Here is an 18,565-nt window from a genome sequence, read left to right as displayed (position 1 = left end):
CCCGGAACATGCCGGGCGGTCGCGTTCAGGGTATGCCATGCCTGTCGAACTCGAACGAACCGACACGGATCGTGGCCCCGCATCGTGGGGGGCACTCGAGCTCGACAGTCGGTAAGATCGTCTGGACCCCCACAGACTGGAAGTACATATATGCCTGAACCCAGCGGAGCCTCCGGCACCCGGGTGGTTGACGAACCGCTGAGGCGCATCGGCCGCAACCCCTCGCTCGGGCGTGGCACCTGGCAATCGCTGACCGAGGTCTTCGAGCACCGGGAACTGCTGGGTCGACTCGTCGATCGCGAGGTGCGGGCGAAGTACAAGAACAGCAGCCTCGGCATCGTGTGGTCCCTGATGCGGCCACTTGCACAGCTCCTCATCTACTACGTGGCGATCGGGCAGTTCCTGGGTGCTGCACGTTCGATTCCGGATTTCGCGATCTTCGTGTTCACCGGACTGACCGCGTGGAGCCTCTACAGCGAGATCCTCACAGCAGGCACCAACTCCATCGTGAGCAATTCGGGACTGGTCAAGAAGGTCTACGTACCGCGAGAGATCTTCCCGTTGGCCGCCGTCGGCGCCGCAGGCTTCAACTTCGTCGTCCAATTCGCAATCCTCGTGATCGCGACCGTCGTGCTCGGCCAGGCGCCACTGCACGCGGATCTCCTCTACCTGCCGCTCAGCGTGGCGCTCATCTTCCTCTTCGCCACCGCACTCGCGCTCGTGCTCTCCGCCTTGAACGTGTACCTCCGGGATATCCAGCACCTCATCGAGATCCTGCTCCTGGTGCTCTTCTGGGCGTCTCCGATCGTGTACTCGATGAGTTTCGTGCATTCGGCGATCGGCGGAACGGTGCTCGAGGAGATCTACCTCGCCAACCCGGTCACGCTCGGAGTACTCGGCATGCAGAAGGCCATGTGGATCTCGGGCAGCGCGGACCCGACGCAGTTCTGGCCCGATCTCCTCTGGCTGCGCATGCTCGTCGCGATCGTCATCTGCGGAATACTGCTGGTCATCGGGCAGCGCATCTTCTCCCGTCTTCAAAGCAACTTCGCGCAGGAACTGTGAGCATCACGTCCATGGCAGAGCCACTCGTCCGCGTCGAACGCGTCTCGAAGCGATTCGTCCTCCACAAGGACAAGTCGTTGAAAGATCGCGTCCTCTACTGGAAGTCTCGGTCCAGATCTCGTTCCGAGTTCTTCGCCCTCCAAGATGTGAATGTCGAGATCGGACTCGGCGAGACCGTCGGCCTCATCGGCCACAACGGCTCCGGAAAGAGCACGCTCCTGAAGGTGATCGGCGGCATCATCGAGGCGAGCGAGGGAGCTGTGTTCCGCCGCGGCCGAGTCGCCGCTCTCCTCGAACTCGGCGCCGGCTTTCACCCGGATCTGTCGGGAAGAGACAACGTGTACCTCAACGCGGCGCTCCTCGGCATGTCGACCGCAGACACCGACGCCGTCTTCGACGAGATCGTCGAGTTCTCGGGAATCGGCGATTTCATCGACTCGCAGGTCAAGTTCTATTCGTCGGGCATGTATGTGCGTCTGGCGTTCGCTGTCGCCGTGCACTCCGATCCCGACCTCCTCCTCGTCGACGAGGTACTGGCGGTCGGGGACGAACCGTTCCAGTTGAAGTGCATGAACAAGATCCGTCAGTTCCAGCAGGAGGGTCGCACGATCGTGCTCGTGAGCCACTCCTCGGAGCAGGTCGCCGACGTCTGCACGCGTGCTGTCGTGCTCGACGGCGGTCAGGTGGTGCACGACGGTGATGTCGGCGAAGGCGTCCGCGTACTTCGCGACGGGTACGAGCGGGATCGGCTCGCGAGCCACGAGAACGACTCCGGCGAACCACAGCGCCCGATAGTGGAGATCGCCTCGGTGTCCATCACCGACAGTGCCGGCGACCCCTTGCCCGCCGGCCCCATCGAGCGCGGCACCGGGCTCGTCGTGACGATTCACGCCGAGGTGCTCCAGCCGACCGAGTGGATCACCGGCTTCACCCTGCAATCGACCCTCGGACAGGCGATCTACCGGCTCAACACCGAGGGGTTCGGGATCGAGCTTCCGACCGAGCCTGGCCGCTACGACGTGCAGTTCTCGATTCCCCACACCAATTTCGGCATCAGTCGACTGGTTCTGAGCGCCGGCGCGACCGACGGCCTCGGGGAACCGCTCGCACTGCTCGAATCGGCAGGCCAGCTCGATTTCGCCGACGACCCGTTCGGCGCAGGCGTCGTGCAGTTCGAGGCGGCCGCGAGTGTGACGCCGATAGCCACATGAGTGCGACATCGTCGTCGACGATCGCTGTGGTGTCGGTGAGCTACCGCTCGGAGGCGGAGCTCGAGTCGATGCTGCGAAGCCTGCCGAGCGCGGCATCCGTCGCTCCACTCGTCGTCGTTGCAGACAATCTTCCTGCAGCAGGTCATACGAAGCAGGTCGTCACGGCTGCCGGAGCGCGCTACGTGCCGATGACGTCGAATCTCGGGTACGGTGGTGCCATCAACGAGGCCGTCCGCGGTCTGCCGCCCGAGATCGAGTGGGTGATGATCACGAACCCCGATGTCGTGTTCCACGCCGGTGCGATCGATCGGATGATCGAGGTCGGAAGGGCGGCCGACGACATCGGCGCAGTCGGTCCTCTCACGCTCAACGACGACGGCAGCGTCTACCCGTCGGCCCGAGTCATACCCGGAGTACGTGTCGGTTCGGGGCATGCCGTGTTCTCGAGCGTCTGGCCGTCGAACCCATGGACCCGGCGCTATCACGCCACTGCCGCAACCACGTCTGAGCGCGATGCCGGATGGCTGTCCGGTGCCTGCGTCCTCGTGCGTCGCGCGGCATTCGACATGATCGGCGGCTTCGACGAAGGCTTCTTCATGTACTTCGAAGACGTCGACCTCGGATATCGCCTGGGCCGCGCAGGCTGGCGGAACCGGTTCACGCCCGCAGCACGAGTCACTCATACCGGCGGTCATTCCACCGCCGGCGAGTCGGCCGCGATGGTTCGCGCCCATCACCGAAGTGCTGAACGCTTCATCCAGAAGAAGTACCCCGGCGCGGTCAACTGGCCGGTTCGTCTCGTGCTTCTGACCGGTCTGCGGCTCCGATCGACGTTGGCGGTGCGTCGAACGAGCCGCTGAGACTCGGCCGTCGTATCCGTCGAATCGGACCTACGACCTGCCCTGCGCAAGCAGAGTGCGCAGATATGCGCCATAGCCGCTCTTCACGAGCGGGGCCGCCAACTCGGCCAACCGGTCATCATCGATCCAGCCCGCTCGCCACGCGATCTCCTCGATGCAGCCGATCTTGAACCCTTGCCGGTCCTCGATCACGCGAACGTACTCCGAGGCCTGCATCATGGATTCGAATGTGCCCGTGTCCAGCCACGCGGTACCGCGATCCAGGACCTGGACGCTGAGCTTTCCAGCCTCGAGGTACCGCTCGTTGACCGTCGAGATCTCGAGCTCGCCGCGGGCGCTCGGCTCGATGGTCTTGGCGATTCGAACGACGTCGTTGTCGTAGAAGTACAGCCCGGGCACGGCGAAGTTGCTCTTCGGATCCTCGGGCTTCTCCTCGATGGAAAGGGCGGTGAACTCGTCATCGAACTCCACGACACCATACGCGGTGGCGTCGCTCACCTGGTAGGCGAAGATGAGCGCGCCATCGATGTCGCTGTTTCTGCGGAGGGCGGAGCCCAGTCCGGTTCCATGGAAGATGTTGTCGCCGAGGACCAACGCGACCGAGTCATCGCCGATGAACTCCTCGCCGATGATGAACGCCTGCGCAAGTCCGTCGGGGCTCGGCTGCACAGCGTATTCGAGCCGCATCCCGAGCGCCGATCCGTCGCCGAGGAGCGCACGGAACTGTGCGTTGTACTCGGGTGTCGTGATGATGAGGATCTCGTTGATGCCAGCCATCATCAGGGTCGAGAGCGGGTAATAGACCATCGGCTTGTCGTAGATCGGCATGAGCTGCTTCGAGATGCCCTTGGTGATCGGCCAGAGCCGACTTCCAGACCCGCCGGCCAGGATGATTCCGCGCATGTCAGGCCTTTCCGTTGAGTTGCTCGTAGTACGCGCGCGCCGCGCCCCACGTCGGCAGGAGACCGGCTGCCTCGGCCTCGGCGAGGCTCGGCGCCGCGGTGTCTTTCGGAGAGAGGAGGACGTCGCCGGCAGCTTCGGGAAACACGAGGCCGATCTCCGGGTCGGTGGGGTCGATGCCGTGCTCGCGCTCGGCGTTGAACGTCGATGTCACCAGGTAGCTGACCGTGGCATTGTCGCTGAGCGCGACGAAGCAGTGCCCGAGCCCCTCGGCGATGTAGATCGCACGCCGATCGACATCATCGAGAAGCACTGAGTCCCACTGCCCGAATGTCGGAGACCCGACCCTGACATCGACGACGAAGTCGAGCACCGCACCGTGCACTGCCGTGACGTACTTCGCCTGGCTCGGCGGCACGTCGGCGAAGTGGATTCCGCGAACCACACCGCGCTTGGAAACCGAGCTGTTCCCCTGGGCGAGGTCGAGCGGATGCCCCACGACTTCCGCCAACCGGTCGAAACGGTACCACTCGAGGAAAACGCCACGATCATCGGGAAACTGTCGCGGTGTGATCTCGTAGCTGTCAGGAATGCTCAGTTCTCGAATCTGCACGGAACCAAAGCCTACTCGACGGCGCCGCCGACTCGCCCGGATCGGCCCCACGCGCGTCGTCGCATCAGGCTCCCGAGCCGCCCCTGCCCCGGCCCAGGAATCGGCCGAGGCTTCGCAGGGGCCGAGTGATCCTCCAGCTGGTGCTGTGCAGATACTCCGCGAGCACCTCATCGCGTTGATCGAGCGCGCTGTTCACCCGCGCGAGTTCTGCCGTCTGTGCCGAGACGACGTCGTGGAGCGATGCGACCTCCGCGGGCATGGCCTCGAGCTGCGCCTGGCGTGTGACTCTCGATCCGAGTTGCTCGTAGTCCGACCGGATCAGTGCCGTCGTCGATTCGTCGGCGCCGAAGAGCTCGGTCAACGCATCGACGCGAACAGTGCCAAGAGCAAGCACACCCAGCCCATGACCGTGAGTGAACTCGAACGAGGGGTACTGCGACGACAGTTCTTCCCACAACCGCCACACTCCGAAACCGCGATCACGTTCGGCAACGTCGTGAAACAGTACGATCCCCCCTTCGCGCACGGAATCTCGCCACTGCTCGAAGTCCTGCTTGACGTCGTCGTACCCATGCCTGCCATCAATGTGCAGGAGATCGACCGAATCGTCGGGGATGAGTGACCGCGAGTGCTCGAACAATCCCCGCAGGAGATGGCTCGTGCGCGAATACTCGCGATCGACCACCTCTTTCACGGACTCGAACACCTCGTCGCCGTAGTGGCCGGAATGGTCGTCGCCCTCCCACGTATCGAGTGCGTAGATCTCCATGTCGATCTCGAGACGGCGAGCTGCTTCTGAAAAGACGAAGAAGGAGAACCCGTAGTGCGTGCCGAGTTCGACGATGCGACGCGGACGGACGGCGTCGGCCAGCCAGAATGCGAACGGGGCGTGCTCGAGCCAAGCGGATGTCACGATGTGCGCCGGTTGCCAGTACGACGCCGGGCTGAGCCAGGCAGAAACAGACGTCACAGCGCATTGACGGGTGGGGTCGTCGTCGAGCATCGTCATGAGCATCCTTGATCCGAGTCCTGTGGAACAGCATAGGTGTTGCGCGCGCGAAGCTCGACGGCCCTTCCCAGCCGCGTCCGGATAGACTCGGTGGGCTGCCCCACACATCGTCAGGAGACACCCACTTCCATGAGAATCCTCGTGACCGGCGGTGCCGGCTTCATCGGCTCCAATTTCGTGCACCACGTGCTCGCGAACACCGACCACTCGGTGACAGTGCTCGACAGCCTCACATACGCCGGCAATCTCGCCTCCCTCGAAGGGCTGCCCGAGAATCGCTTCCGCTTCGTCAAGGGCGACATCCAGGACGCGGCGCTCGTCGACGAACTGTTCGTAGAGCACGACGCGGTCGTGCACTACGCCGCTGAGAGCCACAACGACAACTCACTCGACAACCCCAGGCCGTTCCTCGAGACGAACATCATCGGCACGTACACGCTGCTCGAGGCGGCGCGCAAGCATGACATGCGCTTGCACCACATCTCCACCGACGAGGTGTACGGAGACCTCGAACTCGACGACCCTGCGAGGTTCACCGAATCGACGCCCTACAACCCGTCGAGCCCGTACTCGTCGACCAAGGCAGGCAGCGACCTGCTCGTGCGGGCCTGGGTGCGGTCATTCGGCGTGCGTGCGACGATCTCGAACTGCTCGAACAATTACGGTCCGTACCAGCACGTCGAGAAGTTCATTCCGCGCCAGATCACGAACGTGCTGCGCGGCGAGCGGCCCAAGCTCTACGGCACGGGCGAGAACGTGCGCGACTGGATCCACGCCAACGACCATTCCTCCGCTGTGCTCACGATCCTCGACCGGGGCGAGCTCGGTGAGACGTACCTCATCGGCGCGGACGGCGAGCGGAACAACAAGGACGTCGTCGAACTGATCCTCACCCACCTCGGGCAGGCGGCCGATGCCTACGACCACGTCGTCGACCGGCCCGGCCACGACCTTCGGTACGCGATCGACTCGACCCGCTTGCGCACGGAACTCGGGTGGCAGCCCCAGTTCGCAGACTTCGAGTCCGGCTTGGCCGACACGATCGCGTGGTACCGCGACAACGAGGCGTGGTGGGCACCCCAGAAGAACGCGACCGAGGCGCGCTACAAGGCGCAGGGACAATAGCGCGATGCGCTACATGATCACCGGGGCATCCGGAATGCTCGGACGAGACCTGCAGGCGGTGCTCGCGGGCCGCGATGTCACTGCGCTCGGCCGCACCGACCTCGATGTGACCGATGCCTCGGCGGTCTCGGCCGCGGTACGCGGCCACGACGTCGTGCTGAACTGCGCGGCGTACACGAAGGTCGATGACGCCGAGTCGCATGAAGATGTCGCCTTCGCGGTGAACGCGACCGGCCCGGCGAACCTCGCGACGGCATGCGCCGACCACGGCGCCCGATTCGTGACGATCTCGACGGACTACGTGTTCGACGGCAACGCCACGACGCCCTATGCCGAGAACCGCCCGCGCGACCCGATCAACGCGTACGGGCGGACCAAGGCCGCGGGCGAGGAGCTCGCGCTCGAACGCCACCCCGACGGTACCTTCGTCGTACGCACCGCATGGCTGTACGGCGCCCACGGGCCGAACTTCGGTGCCACGATGCTGAAGCTCGCCGAGTCGAAAGACACCTGGTCGGTCGTCGACGATCAGCTCGGCCAACCCACCTGGACTGCCGATCTCGCGGCACAGCTCGTCGCCATGATCGACGCCGATGCTCCGGCTGGAATCTACCACGGCACGAACTCCGACGAGACGACTTGGTTCGGGTTCGCGCGAGCGGTGCTCGAAGGGGCCGGGCTCGACCCCGAGCGGATCAGGCCGACCGACAGCAGCGCGTTCGTGCGCCCGGCAGCACGGCCCGCCTATTCGGTGCTCGGCCACGACGCCTGGAACGCCGCCGGCATCACCCCGCTGCGGCCATGGCATGAGGCGCTCACCGCAGCCTTCTCCTCCGGAGTGTTCGACCGCTCGTAGCGGAGTCGGGTGGAAGCACCTTGTGGCGATGGCCTCGCGTAGCTATGGTGCGGAGAGAGCCTGATGGCGCTTGATCTGCTCGTCTGGGCATCGATGCAGCGGTGACTCCCGGCGCAATGTGACCGTGCCGGAGGAGAGTCGATTCTTCATCGGCTCCAAGGCGAACCGGAAGGTTGGCGGATCATGGCTGAGCGCACGTTCACGGTGGCCGACTCGGGGCTGGTGTCGCCGAGTTCCGGATGGCAATTCTGCTCCGGGCGGTTCATCACCACGTCGGGTCAAGCCGACCTCTTCGGATATCACCCGATCAATGGCACCCTGTGGGTGGGCACGAACGCCGGCGGCGGATTCGGGTTCGGGCACTGGGGTACGGTCTCGCCCTCGGACGGGTGGTGGTTCGGGGCAGGCGATTTCAGCGCGGAAACAGGAGACGACATCGTCGGCTACCACCCCAGCAATGGCACCTTGTGGGTCGGCAGGAACGCCGGTACCCACTTCGCGTTGGAACAGTGGGGTTCGGTGCAACCCGCATCGGGCTGGCGATTCGGCGTCGGCTACTTCACTGGAGGAGCCAAGGCCGACCTGTTCGCGTACCACCCGAGCAACGGGAGTCTCTGGGTCGGCCAGAATACCGGCGCCGGGTTCTCGTTCACCCAGTGGGGCACGGTGACGACTGGCCCCGTATGGCAATTCGCGGTGGGTGATTTCACCGGCAGCGGTCGTCCGGATGTGGCCGGGTACAACCCGAGCGACGGTTCGATCTGGCTCGGAGAGAATGCGGGAGGTGAGTTCGATCTTGCGCAGCACGGGGTCCTTCAGCCTGCGGCGGGGTGGCAACTGTCCCCGGGGTACTTCACCGGCCGGGCGAAAGCGGACCTCTTCGCTTATCACCCCAGCAACGGCAGCATGTGGGTCGGGACCAACGACGGAACACGCTTCGCGTTCGAACAATGGGACTCGGCGAATCCGACGTCGGGATGGGAGTTCATTCCCGGGCAGTTCACCGAGGACACGTGGGTCGACCTGCTCGGATATCAGGCGGCGACGGGGCAGCTGCGGTTGTGGCGATCGACCGTACGACCCGTGGAAGGGTATTGCTGGCCACTCTCGGCCGAGCCGGGCCAGCGCATCTCCTTCATGACCTCGGGCGGAGACGCGTGCACCGCAACCATCCGCCGACACACATCCACCTCCGCTGACATCGATTCGGAGACGGTGATGCAGATCGACTTCACCTCGCCCGTGCAGCCCACCCCGGCGGAGCCGTGGCATGTCGGGTGCGGCTGGAGCGAGACGTTCGGGGTCGATGTCGGTGCTGGGTGGAGATCTGGGATCTACTCCGCACTGTGCGTCGACGCCGAGGGTCGCAGTGCCGACATCACCTTCGTGGTGAAACCGAAGCCGACGCAACGCTCGCAGGTCGCGCTGCTGGCGAACACCAACACGTGGCTGGCGTACGACGGGTGGGGCGGCGCATCCAAGTACACCGGACTGGCGCAGATCAGCCTCATGCGTCCGATGGAGAACGCCGCTCCATCCACGCCGTTCCCGACCGACTGGCACCTCACCCGAGGCGAACTCTGGATCCAGGGCTGGCTTGAGAGTGCAGGCTACGACCCCGACTCGTACTCCGACCTCGACTTCCACGAGAACGGATGCGACGCCGGGCAATACCGTCTTCTGGTGGTCGGAACCCACCCCGAGTACTGGACTCCGGAGATGTACGACAATCTCCTCGCCTACCTGGATGACGGTGGCAGCTTTGCCTACCTGGGCGGAAACGGACTCTTCGAAACGTGCGTGTACAACGCCGGGGCACGCGAGATGATGTACCTCGAAGGCGTCGAAGGCGGCTCTCGCGTGCCCGCGCTCCTGCGAACGCGTGAACCTCTGCGCCCTGAACGAGCGGTGATCGGCGTCGCCACCGAACGATGTGCAGTGACGGGATCACCGTACGAGGTGGTGGACGCCGATCATCCCCTCTTCGGGGGCATGGGTCTGTCGAACGGCGACCGATTCGGCCAAGTGGGCCTGAACACGGGATTCGGCAACGGCAAGGCGAGCGCATGGGAGGTCGATACGGCAGATGGGCTCGGAGCGATCTCGATTCCGTACAGCTGCGCCATGGAGACTCCCGCCGTCATCCCCCCTTCCGAGTTGCCGGACGGGTTGGCGTTCCTCGCGACCGGTGTGTTCGACGGCACTGGGCCCGGCGCCGACATGATCTGCTATGAGCATCCGGGGGGCGGCTTCGTGTTCTCCGTCGGTTCGTTGACGTTCGGGGGCAGCCTCGTCGTGGATCCGACGATCCAGCAGTTGATGCAGAACGTGCTGACCAAAGCCGGCGTCACCCCCGCCTGAGCCCATCCGTGCGTCCGGCGGCGGCCCCGCCGGCCGCCGTCGGCTACGGCGCGACCAGGCCGGTGACACCCACCCGTTCGAGCGTCGGGGAGACCGACGTCGTTCCCGTCAGTGTCGCACGGTACTGGATGTAGCGGGAACCACCCGGTATGTCTGCTCCGGCGTTCACCAGCGTGAAGGCCGTCCACGATCCATCAGGAGTCACGGTGTCGCCCGTTCGTACCTCGATCACGACCGAGGTACCCCCGGGCCCCTGTGCCGCGACGTCGAGGGTCTGCCATTCGGCCGTCTTCCCGGCGTCCAGCACGCGAGACGTGAATACTCCGGTCCGCGGGGCCGAGGTCGATTGCACACGGTCGACCGTCACGGCCGCGCCGCCTGCAGTGTAGTCGCTGACCACGACGCCCATCCTGCCCGAGAGCGAGAGGTTCGCTGTATGGCGAACCGTGCCGTCGATCGAGAACACGAGGCGGTCCTCGAGCCAGTCGATCCGGTAGGTGTGCGCAGTGCCCACGAGCCCCGTGCCGAGCGGCGTGTCGGCGAACCTCCCGGCATCGTTGGTGCGCGCATACAGCGTGTCCGTGCTCCCCATCGTGCTGAAGATCGCCCACGGAGAGCTGCCCGACAGGTCGGTTCCGAGGCCGACGTGCTGGAAGCTCGCGGCACCGAACGTGGCGACGAATTCGAGTGAACTGCCGGGACCCGAGAGGTCGGCGGTGCGAAGGAGCGCTCCGTTCACCGCGACCACGCCGCCGGAGACCGCCGTGCCGCCGGAACCGCCGGCCCAGAGGGAACTTCGCCAACCTGACGGCAGACCTGCACCGTCGAAGTCGGTCGTGATCGTCGGAAGCGAAGTCGTGAGGCGCATCCAGCGCAAGGTGACACCGCCGCCCCCCGTGCTGTAGTCGCTGGCGAGTGGGCGCATCGAGCCGCCGACGGACGCCGCGGTGTGAACAAGCGCACCGTCGATGTAGAAGCGAACGCCGGAGTCCCATTCGATCCGGAACACATGCTCCGAACCGACGTACTGCGACCCGAGCGCGACATCGACGACCGCACCGCCGGTGTTCCGCGTGCGCGCCTGCAGTACTCCGGTGGTCTCGTTCGTGCCGAACATCGCCCACGACTCGTTCGCACCGGTCAGCGCTTCGGCGAATCCGGCGTTCTGGAACGCAGCACCCGTGAACGTCGCCGAGAACTCGAGGGCCCGCCCCGAGCCGCCTGATGCGGTGGTCCGCAGCCACGACCCGTCGACCGACGCGTTGCCGCCGGGGAACGCCGTCGTGCCGCCGGTCCAGCTTCCCCTCGCCCATCCGGCGGGCACGCCCGATCCCTCGAACTCGGCACCGATCAGCGGTGCAAGCGTGACCTCACCGCCCGCGGAGTTCGCGACGTAGGTCGACGGGTCCGTCGCCCCCGCGGTGAACTGCGAGAACGTGCTGTCGTCGAGTACGGTGGCGACGGCCGATGCGGTCGTGAAGGACCACGTGGCGGCAGAGCCGAGCGGGTTGCCCGAGGCATCCGCGACGCTGCCCGCAACGGTGACGCTGTATGCGGTGGCCGGCAGCAGATTCGCGTCTGGATCGAGGGTGACGACGGCGCCGAAGACGGCGATCGTCGCGGCGACGTCCGTTCCTGCACCCGCCGCGCGGAGCACGACGCTCGCGGGCGTGAACGTCGGTGTGGACATCGGCTCGTTGAACGTCACCGTGACGTCGGTGTCAACCGCCACTTCCGTCGCGCCCGGTGCCGGGGTCTGTCCCGTGATGAGCGGGGCAGTGGTGTCGGGTGTCGGAGTGGTGAACTGTGCGACCGTCGAGGTCGCGGTGTTCCCGGCTGCATCGGCCGAGACGACGCGGAAGAAGTACTGCGACTGCGGAGCGAGGTCCAAGAGATCGATGCTGTGCGCCGTTGTGAGTGTCATGACCTCCGCGGCCGAATCGAGCACATCGGGGGAAGTGCCGTACTCAACGCGCGTCGTTGCCTGTTCATCCGTCGACCACGTGATTCTCGCCGTGCTCTGCCCGATCACCTGGGAGGTGAGATCCGAGATCGTCGGCGCGGTCGTGTCAGGCGCCGGCGGACGCGGGGTGTACGGCAGGTTCACCGCAGCGAGGACGGGCGTGACGTAGCCGTCTCCGGTGGTGAACCGCGCTCGGTACTGGAGGTATCGGCCGGAACCCGGCACATCTTCGCCGGTCGCGACCCGCGTGAACGCGGTCCAGGTCGCGTCGGGATTCGCGGTATCTCCGGTACGAACGTCCAGCGCAAGGGTCGAACCCGCGGGAACCTGGGCCGAATAGCTCAGTGCGCCCCAGTCGGCGGTCACCCCGGCGTCATGGATGCGCGACAGGAATGAGCCGTTGGAGGCGTGCGGCGTCACACGCAACCACTTCAGCTCGAGATCGCCGCCGCCGTTGGTGTACTCGCTGGCGAGCGCGCGCATCGTGCCGCTCACCGTCGCCGCGGTGTGCACGAGCACACCATCGACGTAGAACCGCACCGACGAATCCCACTCGATCCGGAACACGTGCTCGGAGCCCGTGTACTGGGACCCGAGTGCGACGTCGATCACCGCCCCCCCGGCGTTGCGGGTGCGCGCCTGCAGCACCCCGGTGGTCTCGTTCGTGCCGAACATCGCCCATGACTCACCGCCGGAGGCGAGCGTGACACCGAATCCTGCGTTCTGGTACGGTGCGCCGCTGAATGTTCCGGCGAACTCGACGGCACGGCCGGAGGCGACACGAACATCCGTGCGGAGCCACGAGCCGTCGACCGATGCGGTGCCGCCGGAGAACGTCGTCGTCCCGCCGGTCCAGCCTCCGGTCGACCAGCCGGCAGGCACGCCAGATCCTGCGAACTCGGTGCCGAAGAGCGGTGCGAGCTGCACTTCCCCGCCGGCCGAGTCGGCAAGGTACGTGCCCGTGCCTAGGGAGCCCGCACCGAACTGCGACACGGTCGTGTCGGTGGCGGCAGCCGACGGCGTGCTGAAACGCGCAGCCGGTTCCCCGGTCTCCGGCCACTCGGCGGTGTTCCCGTACGCGTCGGTCGCGACGACACGGTAGTAGTAGGTGGTGTTCGGGGCGAGGCCGGTGAGCTGGACCCGATGCGAGGTGGCAAGCGTCGCCGCCTGGGACGACGATGTCAACGCGGTCGGCGACGTGCCGAACTCGACCCGCGGGGACGCCGGCTCATCGGTCGTCCACGAGACATCGGCCGTGGTGCCACCGGTCGCGACCGCGGTTCCCGAACTGATTGTCGGGGCCGTCGAATCGACACTGTATCGAGCCGTGTAGTTGCCGTCGACCGCAGCGAACACGGCGTAGTCGACGCCCTTCACCACCTTCGTCTGGAACGACACCTCAGTGCCGCCGCGGGAGACCGACCGGAGGGTTCCGGTGGCGCCCTCGGTCGGTAGCATCGCCTGAAGCCCGGCGGACCCGCTGCCCGGAGTGAGTGTGAACGTCAGTTCGCCGCCGTTTCGGGCGATGTTCTTGAACGAGGAGGCGTTGCGACCGTCAGTCCATTCGAGCAATTGCTCGGCTGTGATGACGGGGATGCTCCGCGCCTGCGCGGCCGCGATCACCGCGTCATGCTCGCCGCCGGTGCGGTCGGTGTGCAGGTTCGCGACGTACGCGCCGTAGTAGCCCTTCTCGATCGCGCCGTCCAAGAGCGCGACTGCTGTCGACGGATACTCCTGCCCCGACTCGTCGGTCATCTGGGTAGCGGCCTGGTAGACGTCGATGAGGCGGCCGTCGAGCGAGAGGAATCGCTGTGCCATCGCCGAGCCGGTGAACATGCCGGGTCGCGTTGCCGCCCACGAAGGCGGCCAGTAATAGTAATTGGTGTCGAGGTTGATGCCGGCCTTCTCCTCCTCCTCGGCGACCGTCGTGTAGTCGATCCAGAACACGCAGTGGTTGCGGCTGGTCTTGGGCGAAGTGATGCTCGGGTAGTGCAGGGCGAGGGCTGCAAGCTGTTCCGACAGCATCGCGGCGAACTCGGCGCGATCGGGGTCGCCGCACTCGGAGTTGGGGTGCAGCGCCAACTCGAAGCCCTGTTGCTCGTACGTCTTGGCCTGGGCATCCGAGATCTGCGGGTAGTTGATGAACTGGTACGACGTCGACCTCACGCACCCCCAGTTGGCGACGAAACAGCCCGCAGGGCTTCGCATGAGTTCGTTGGCGATCCGAGCGGGGACTGCTCCGCCGTTGTGCTCATCCGCCGTCATGACGACGGCGGCGACCTCGCCTCGCGGGAAGTACCAGAATCGGGGAACAGGGAACTCATCACGGGTGGTCTCGGTGACGAGGTTGGCCAGGAGTCTCTGCTGCTCGTCTGCCTGCGGGACCGCCACCTTCGACCGGTCGATGTAGTCGGTGTAGAAGAGATCGTCGCTGCGGATCGGCGAGATCCCGTCGCGCTCCTGGCCGACGAACGCCGGGTTGCCCTGTCGTGTGGAGACGATCGAGCGTGCGAGGTCGAAGGTGAATGCGGATGCCGTTCCACCGGCCGTGCCGACGCTGCGGAGCGTCACGGCCGGGAACTCCGTCGCCGTCGTCGCGGTGCTGTACAGGCGAGCCACAACGTGCGTGCCTGCGTCGCTGGGATGGTAAAGGTCCGCGGTGCCGTGGATCTGCATCGTCGACGACACGATGCCGCTTCCCGGCTCTGTCGAAGTGTCCACCTTGAGGTATCCCTCGGAGAGCCCGGTGCCGCCCGTGGGAGCGAGTCCGAGAAGATTCGCAAGGGACCCCGATGGCCGCATCGCGATGAGGTTGCCGCCGGCGTTCACCCAGTCGGTCAGCGAGGTCACCTGGTCGGGAGTCAGCGTGGTCTCGCCGAGCACCAGTGTGTCGTACGGCGCCAGCGCGGCCGCGCTGAACGATGACGTGGTGCGCACGGTGAACAGGTTGAGACCCTCAGCGCGGATCATCTCAGGAAGGTATGCGCCGTAGGGACTCGTGCCCTTGACGATGAGAAGCGGCCCGCCAGGACCGATATTCGGGTTCGCACGAGTTCCGGCACGGGCGATCGTGGCGAAGGTCCAGGAGTACTCGTCGACCATGGGGTTGCCGGCGGCATCCGTCACGCCTCCCACGCCGCCACGGAGCGTGACGGTGTACTCGGCGCTGTTGGACAGCGAGGCGACGGGATCGATCACTGCCGACCTGGTTCCGGCGTCGTAGGTGACGACGGCATTCACCGTGCGACCTGCGGAGTCCCGAAGTCGAACGGTGTTTCCATTGATGCTGTCCGGTGCCATCGGCTCGCTGAAGATGGCGGAGAGGTTCGCCTCGACGCCGAAGTCCGCCGCATCGCGGGTCGGCCAGATCGCGCTCACCACCGGGGGTGCGGTGTCGGGGCCGGCGGTGCTGAATGCCGCGGTGAAGTTCGACTGGAGCGGCACACCGGAAGCGTCCGACACGCCGCCGGCGCCGCCCTTGACCGTGACGGTGTACCGTGTGGCGAACGCGAGCGGCCCGCTCGGGTCGACCACCGCCGAAGTGGCGGCGACATCGTATCCGACGCTCGCCGGGATCAGGTTGCCGGCGTCGTCCCTGAGTTCGATCGTCGACGCGTTGATCGAGGCGGGATCCATGGCCTCGCTGAACGTGACCGTCGCGTTCGCGTCTCGGGCTGCGCCGGTCGAGTCCGCAGACGGCGATGTTCCGATGACGACCGGTGCCGTGGTGTTCTCGCCCCCGGTCAGGAAACCCCAGACGTGGTCTGCAGCGAGCCGGTTGCCTGCGGCATCCGACACACCTTCCTCACCACCCCTGATGCTGGCGACGTACCTGGTACCCGCGGCAAGGTCGGTGTCGGGGTCGAGCGTTGCCCGCCGGTTGAGCGCGTCGTAGGAGACCACGGCGCCCACGACACTTCCCGCCGGATCGTGGAGCTGGAACGTGGTCGAACTCACCGAGGCGGGGTCCATCGCCTCGCTGAATATCGCGGTGACGTCCGCCGCGACGTTCGCGCCGGAACTGTCGGCCTGCGGCCCCGTGGCGGTGACGGTCGGCGGCGCAGCGTCTTCCGGCACGGCGGAAGAGAAGAGCACATCCACCAGGTAGTTCGCCGAGTTCCAGCTGTTCGCCGGGAAGATTCCTCCCGGACCGTACATGTACACGCCGTTCGAGCCGTCGACCCCCTCCTGGAGCGCATGCAGCGGCGGGTGGTCGACACCGGCGTTCGCGAACGACGATCCGGTCGCGTAGCGGCCGGTTGTCGTGTGATATGACGCGACGTAGGTCGCACCGGGCTCGATCGTGACCGGAGCCGAGAATGCAGCCTCCTGCCATCCTGTCGCAGACTCGGCGGCGAACGTCACCGTTGCGAGCGGCTGGCCAGTGGCCGACCACAGGGTGCCGGTGTGGGCACCGGAGTTGCCGCTCGTCTTGTAGAAGCGGATCCCGACGACCTGTCCAGCGACATCCGAACGGAATTTCACGCCGAGTTCCACTGCGGACGCGTCGGCGTTCTGTTCACCGGAAACGGATTGAGCGAAGATCGACGAGCAGGCGAGGCCGGTCGGGCACGCTGTCACGGGGGTGCCCAGGCCGACCACACCGCTCAGGTTCGCGCTGTCGTCGGAGGCACGCACCCTGATGGCGGGGGCGCCGGCCGGTGCGGAGAACGTGTAGCTCCACTCTTCGAGCCCCGTCGCACGGCGCCACGTCGACCCGCCGTCGGTCGAAACCTCGACTGCTCCGACCACGCCGCCCTCATCCGTGGCCGTACCGGACACGGTGCGTGTTCCAGGGCCGGTGACGCTGGCGACCGAAGAGTCGATGGCGACGCTCGGCGGGACGGAGTCGGTCGATGCCGTCGCGGCGACGAGATCGGACTGGATCGTCGCGGGTTGGGCTCCCATGTCGGCGAGGAGGTTCACAGTCGCCTGTTGCATCGTCCGACTCTCGGTGTTGCCCGGGTCGCCCATGAAGCTGCCGTGATCGTGCACGCGGTCGAGGCCCCAGGACCACTGCACCGTTCCGGCTCCGAAGACCAGCGCGCCGCTCGGCGCTCGATAGAGGCTCATGTGGTGCTGTTCCGAGCCGGCGAACGATTGGATGGTCGTGGTCGAGAGCAGCACACGCCCGGGTGGATACCAGTTGGCGTACTGCTCCTGCTCGGGATCCCACTCGTACCCGATGGTGCCATAGGGCAGCGTGACCTCGTCGGCCGGGGAGAGATTCGCGACGTCGGTGTTCCGCCAGAACCGCAGCCCTGCGAATTCGCCCGGAACCTCCATCGCCGCGGTGTTGCTACGCCAGCTGATCTGGCCCGTCAACGCGTTCTCAGGGTCGCCGATGACGGGGTCTGCAACAGACGACTGCGGCGATTCTCGCCACAGACCCGTCCATGTCTCGCTGGGGTCGCACGAGTAGTCGGCGTAGCAACGGCGGTGCTCGTCGGGCGCGAGCGGTGCCGCGGAGCCCTCCTTGTAGATGACCTGGGTTCGCTGGTCCGGCGCCGGATCCTGCGTGGAATCCTCCAGCCGGATCTTCCAGTAGACCTCGTTTCCGCTGAAGAATGCGAGGTCGACGCCGGCGTCACGCGCAGCCTCCACAGCGTCTCGTTGCTCCTGTGACCAGTACTCATCGTGTCCGACCGACAGGAATGCCTCGTGCTCGAGGAGTTCCTCCGGGCGTGTGCCGGTGTCGAGGTGGGTCGTGTAACTGACGTCGTAGCCGTTGCGTTCGAGCCAGCGGATCATCGGGTACTCGGAGTTGAACAGCCAGTTCTCGCGTTCTGCGCCGCGCGTCGCGAACGGGCGGTTGTAGCTGAGCTTCTGCGCGTTGACGCCTTCGGGTCCGGTGTCGTAGGCGTTGTAACCGCCGTACGGGTTGTACGACTGCCACGTCGTGTCGGACGTCTGGAACAGCAGGTCGGAGCTTCCGTCGTCGTCGCGCACGATGAAGACGATGTGGCTCGCGCCGCCCGTGTCTGCACGGGTCGGTCGCGCGATGTAGACGCCGGACACCGCGTCGCCGGGTACGCTCCATGACGCCGAGACCGACCAGTTGCCGCAGTCCACGAGATTGTCGTCGGTCGTTCCGTCGATGAGTGCGCACTCGGGCTGCTGCGTCTCGATCGTGGCTGCCGTGTCGATCGTTGCGACCTTCCGGGCTCCATTGCCCTGGTACCACCCGAGGCGATAGATGTCGATCCCGTAGTCGGCGGCATCCGTGTCGATCTTGAACTCGACCGTCTCACTCCGGTTCACGCTGATCTGCGTCGCGTACCCCTGAATGCTCTCATCGCCCGCACCGCTGACGTCCCATTCGGAAGCCGGCGACCCGGGCAGGGCGTTCTCGGCCGAGATCTCGTTGTCGATCGCACTGGCCGGGGCTGCAGTCTGCATCACGACCGCAAGCGGCACGACCATCAGGAAGGCGGCGAGCCACGCCGCCGCATATCGGGCATGCCTGCCGTAGGGTGCCTGACGATGCATCCGTGCGCCTTCTCTCGGGTACCGCAGATCACTGCGGGCGTGGAAAGCCTATGCACCGCGCTCCCGCTCGGTGAGTCCCCAAATCGAGGGGTCACCGACGACGATTGCGCGAC

At 65.9% G+C, this 18,565-nt stretch carries 10 protein-coding genes; 6 read left to right on the top strand and 4 right to left on the bottom strand.

Annotation, left to right across the window (positions count from 1 at the left end; translation table 11 throughout):
• Nucleotides 1-150 precede the first annotated feature (150 nt).
• From FHG54_RS07550 to FHG54_RS07540, 3 genes are read left to right on the top strand one after another with little or no spacing between them, the layout of a single operon-like run.
• Nucleotides 151-1,065, top strand: coding sequence for an ABC transporter permease (locus FHG54_RS07550; protein ID WP_139416732.1), 915 nt, complete (start codon nt 151-153; stop codon nt 1,063-1,065).
• An 11-nt stretch (nt 1,066-1,076) separates the two neighbouring features.
• The gene (locus tag FHG54_RS07545; protein ID WP_139416731.1) at nt 1,077-2,276 is read left to right on the top strand and encodes an ABC transporter ATP-binding protein; all 1,200 of its coding nucleotides are present in this window, start codon (nt 1,077-1,079) and stop codon (nt 2,274-2,276) included.
• Entirely contained in the window at nt 2,273-3,136 is an 864-nt protein-coding gene (locus FHG54_RS07540; protein ID WP_139416730.1) for a glycosyltransferase family 2 protein, read from the top strand. The genes FHG54_RS07545 and FHG54_RS07540 overlap by 4 nt, the downstream gene beginning before the upstream one ends.
• A 30-nt stretch (nt 3,137-3,166) precedes the next feature.
• Here FHG54_RS07540 and rfbA read toward each other — a convergent pair whose 3' ends face one another.
• The 3 genes from rfbA to FHG54_RS07525 form a co-directional block, all read right to left on the bottom strand.
• A complete protein-coding gene (gene rfbA, locus FHG54_RS07535; RefSeq protein ID WP_139416729.1) occupies nt 3,167-4,039 on the bottom strand; it encodes a glucose-1-phosphate thymidylyltransferase RfbA in 873 nt (290 codons plus the stop codon).
• A 1-nt stretch (nt 4,040) separates the two neighbouring features.
• Nucleotides 4,041-4,649 (bottom strand): dTDP-4-dehydrorhamnose 3,5-epimerase family protein, encoded by a 609-nt coding sequence (locus tag FHG54_RS07530; protein ID WP_139416728.1) that lies wholly within the window; start codon nt 4,647-4,649, stop codon nt 4,041-4,043.
• 64 nt (nt 4,650-4,713) lie between these two features.
• Nucleotides 4,714-5,766, bottom strand: coding sequence for a class I SAM-dependent methyltransferase (locus FHG54_RS07525; RefSeq protein ID WP_233437902.1), 1,053 nt, complete (start codon nt 5,764-5,766; stop codon nt 4,714-4,716).
• A 21-nt stretch (nt 5,767-5,787) separates the two neighbouring features.
• Between FHG54_RS07525 and rfbB the strand changes: the two genes are divergently transcribed.
• From rfbB to FHG54_RS07510, 3 genes are all read left to right on the top strand, one after another.
• Nucleotides 5,788-6,783, top strand: a complete 996-nt coding sequence (rfbB, locus tag FHG54_RS07520; protein WP_139416727.1) for a dTDP-glucose 4,6-dehydratase — start codon at nt 5,788-5,790, stop codon at nt 6,781-6,783.
• Between the two features lie 4 nt (nt 6,784-6,787).
• Nucleotides 6,788-7,639, top strand: a complete 852-nt coding sequence (gene rfbD, locus FHG54_RS07515) for a dTDP-4-dehydrorhamnose reductase (protein WP_139416726.1) — start codon at nt 6,788-6,790, stop codon at nt 7,637-7,639.
• 183 nt (nt 7,640-7,822) lie between these two features.
• Nucleotides 7,823-10,000, top strand: coding sequence for an FG-GAP repeat domain-containing protein (locus FHG54_RS07510; protein ID WP_139416725.1), 2,178 nt, complete (start codon nt 7,823-7,825; stop codon nt 9,998-10,000).
• 43 nt (nt 10,001-10,043) lie between these two features.
• Here the strand turns inward: FHG54_RS07510 and FHG54_RS07505 are convergent, their stop codons facing one another.
• Nucleotides 10,044-18,452: a N,N-dimethylformamidase beta subunit family domain-containing protein gene (locus FHG54_RS07505; protein ID WP_139416724.1), complete on the bottom strand. Its 8,409-nt coding sequence runs from the start codon at nt 18,450-18,452 to the stop codon at nt 10,044-10,046.
• Nucleotides 18,453-18,565: the final 113 nt, after the last annotated feature.

The organism is Agromyces laixinhei (assembly GCF_006337065.1).
Lineage (GTDB): Bacteria > Actinomycetota > Actinomycetes > Actinomycetales > Microbacteriaceae > Agromyces > Agromyces laixinhei.
The sequence above is the reverse complement of the archived record's forward strand: the minus strand, read 5'-3'. Positions and strand labels throughout refer to the sequence as shown.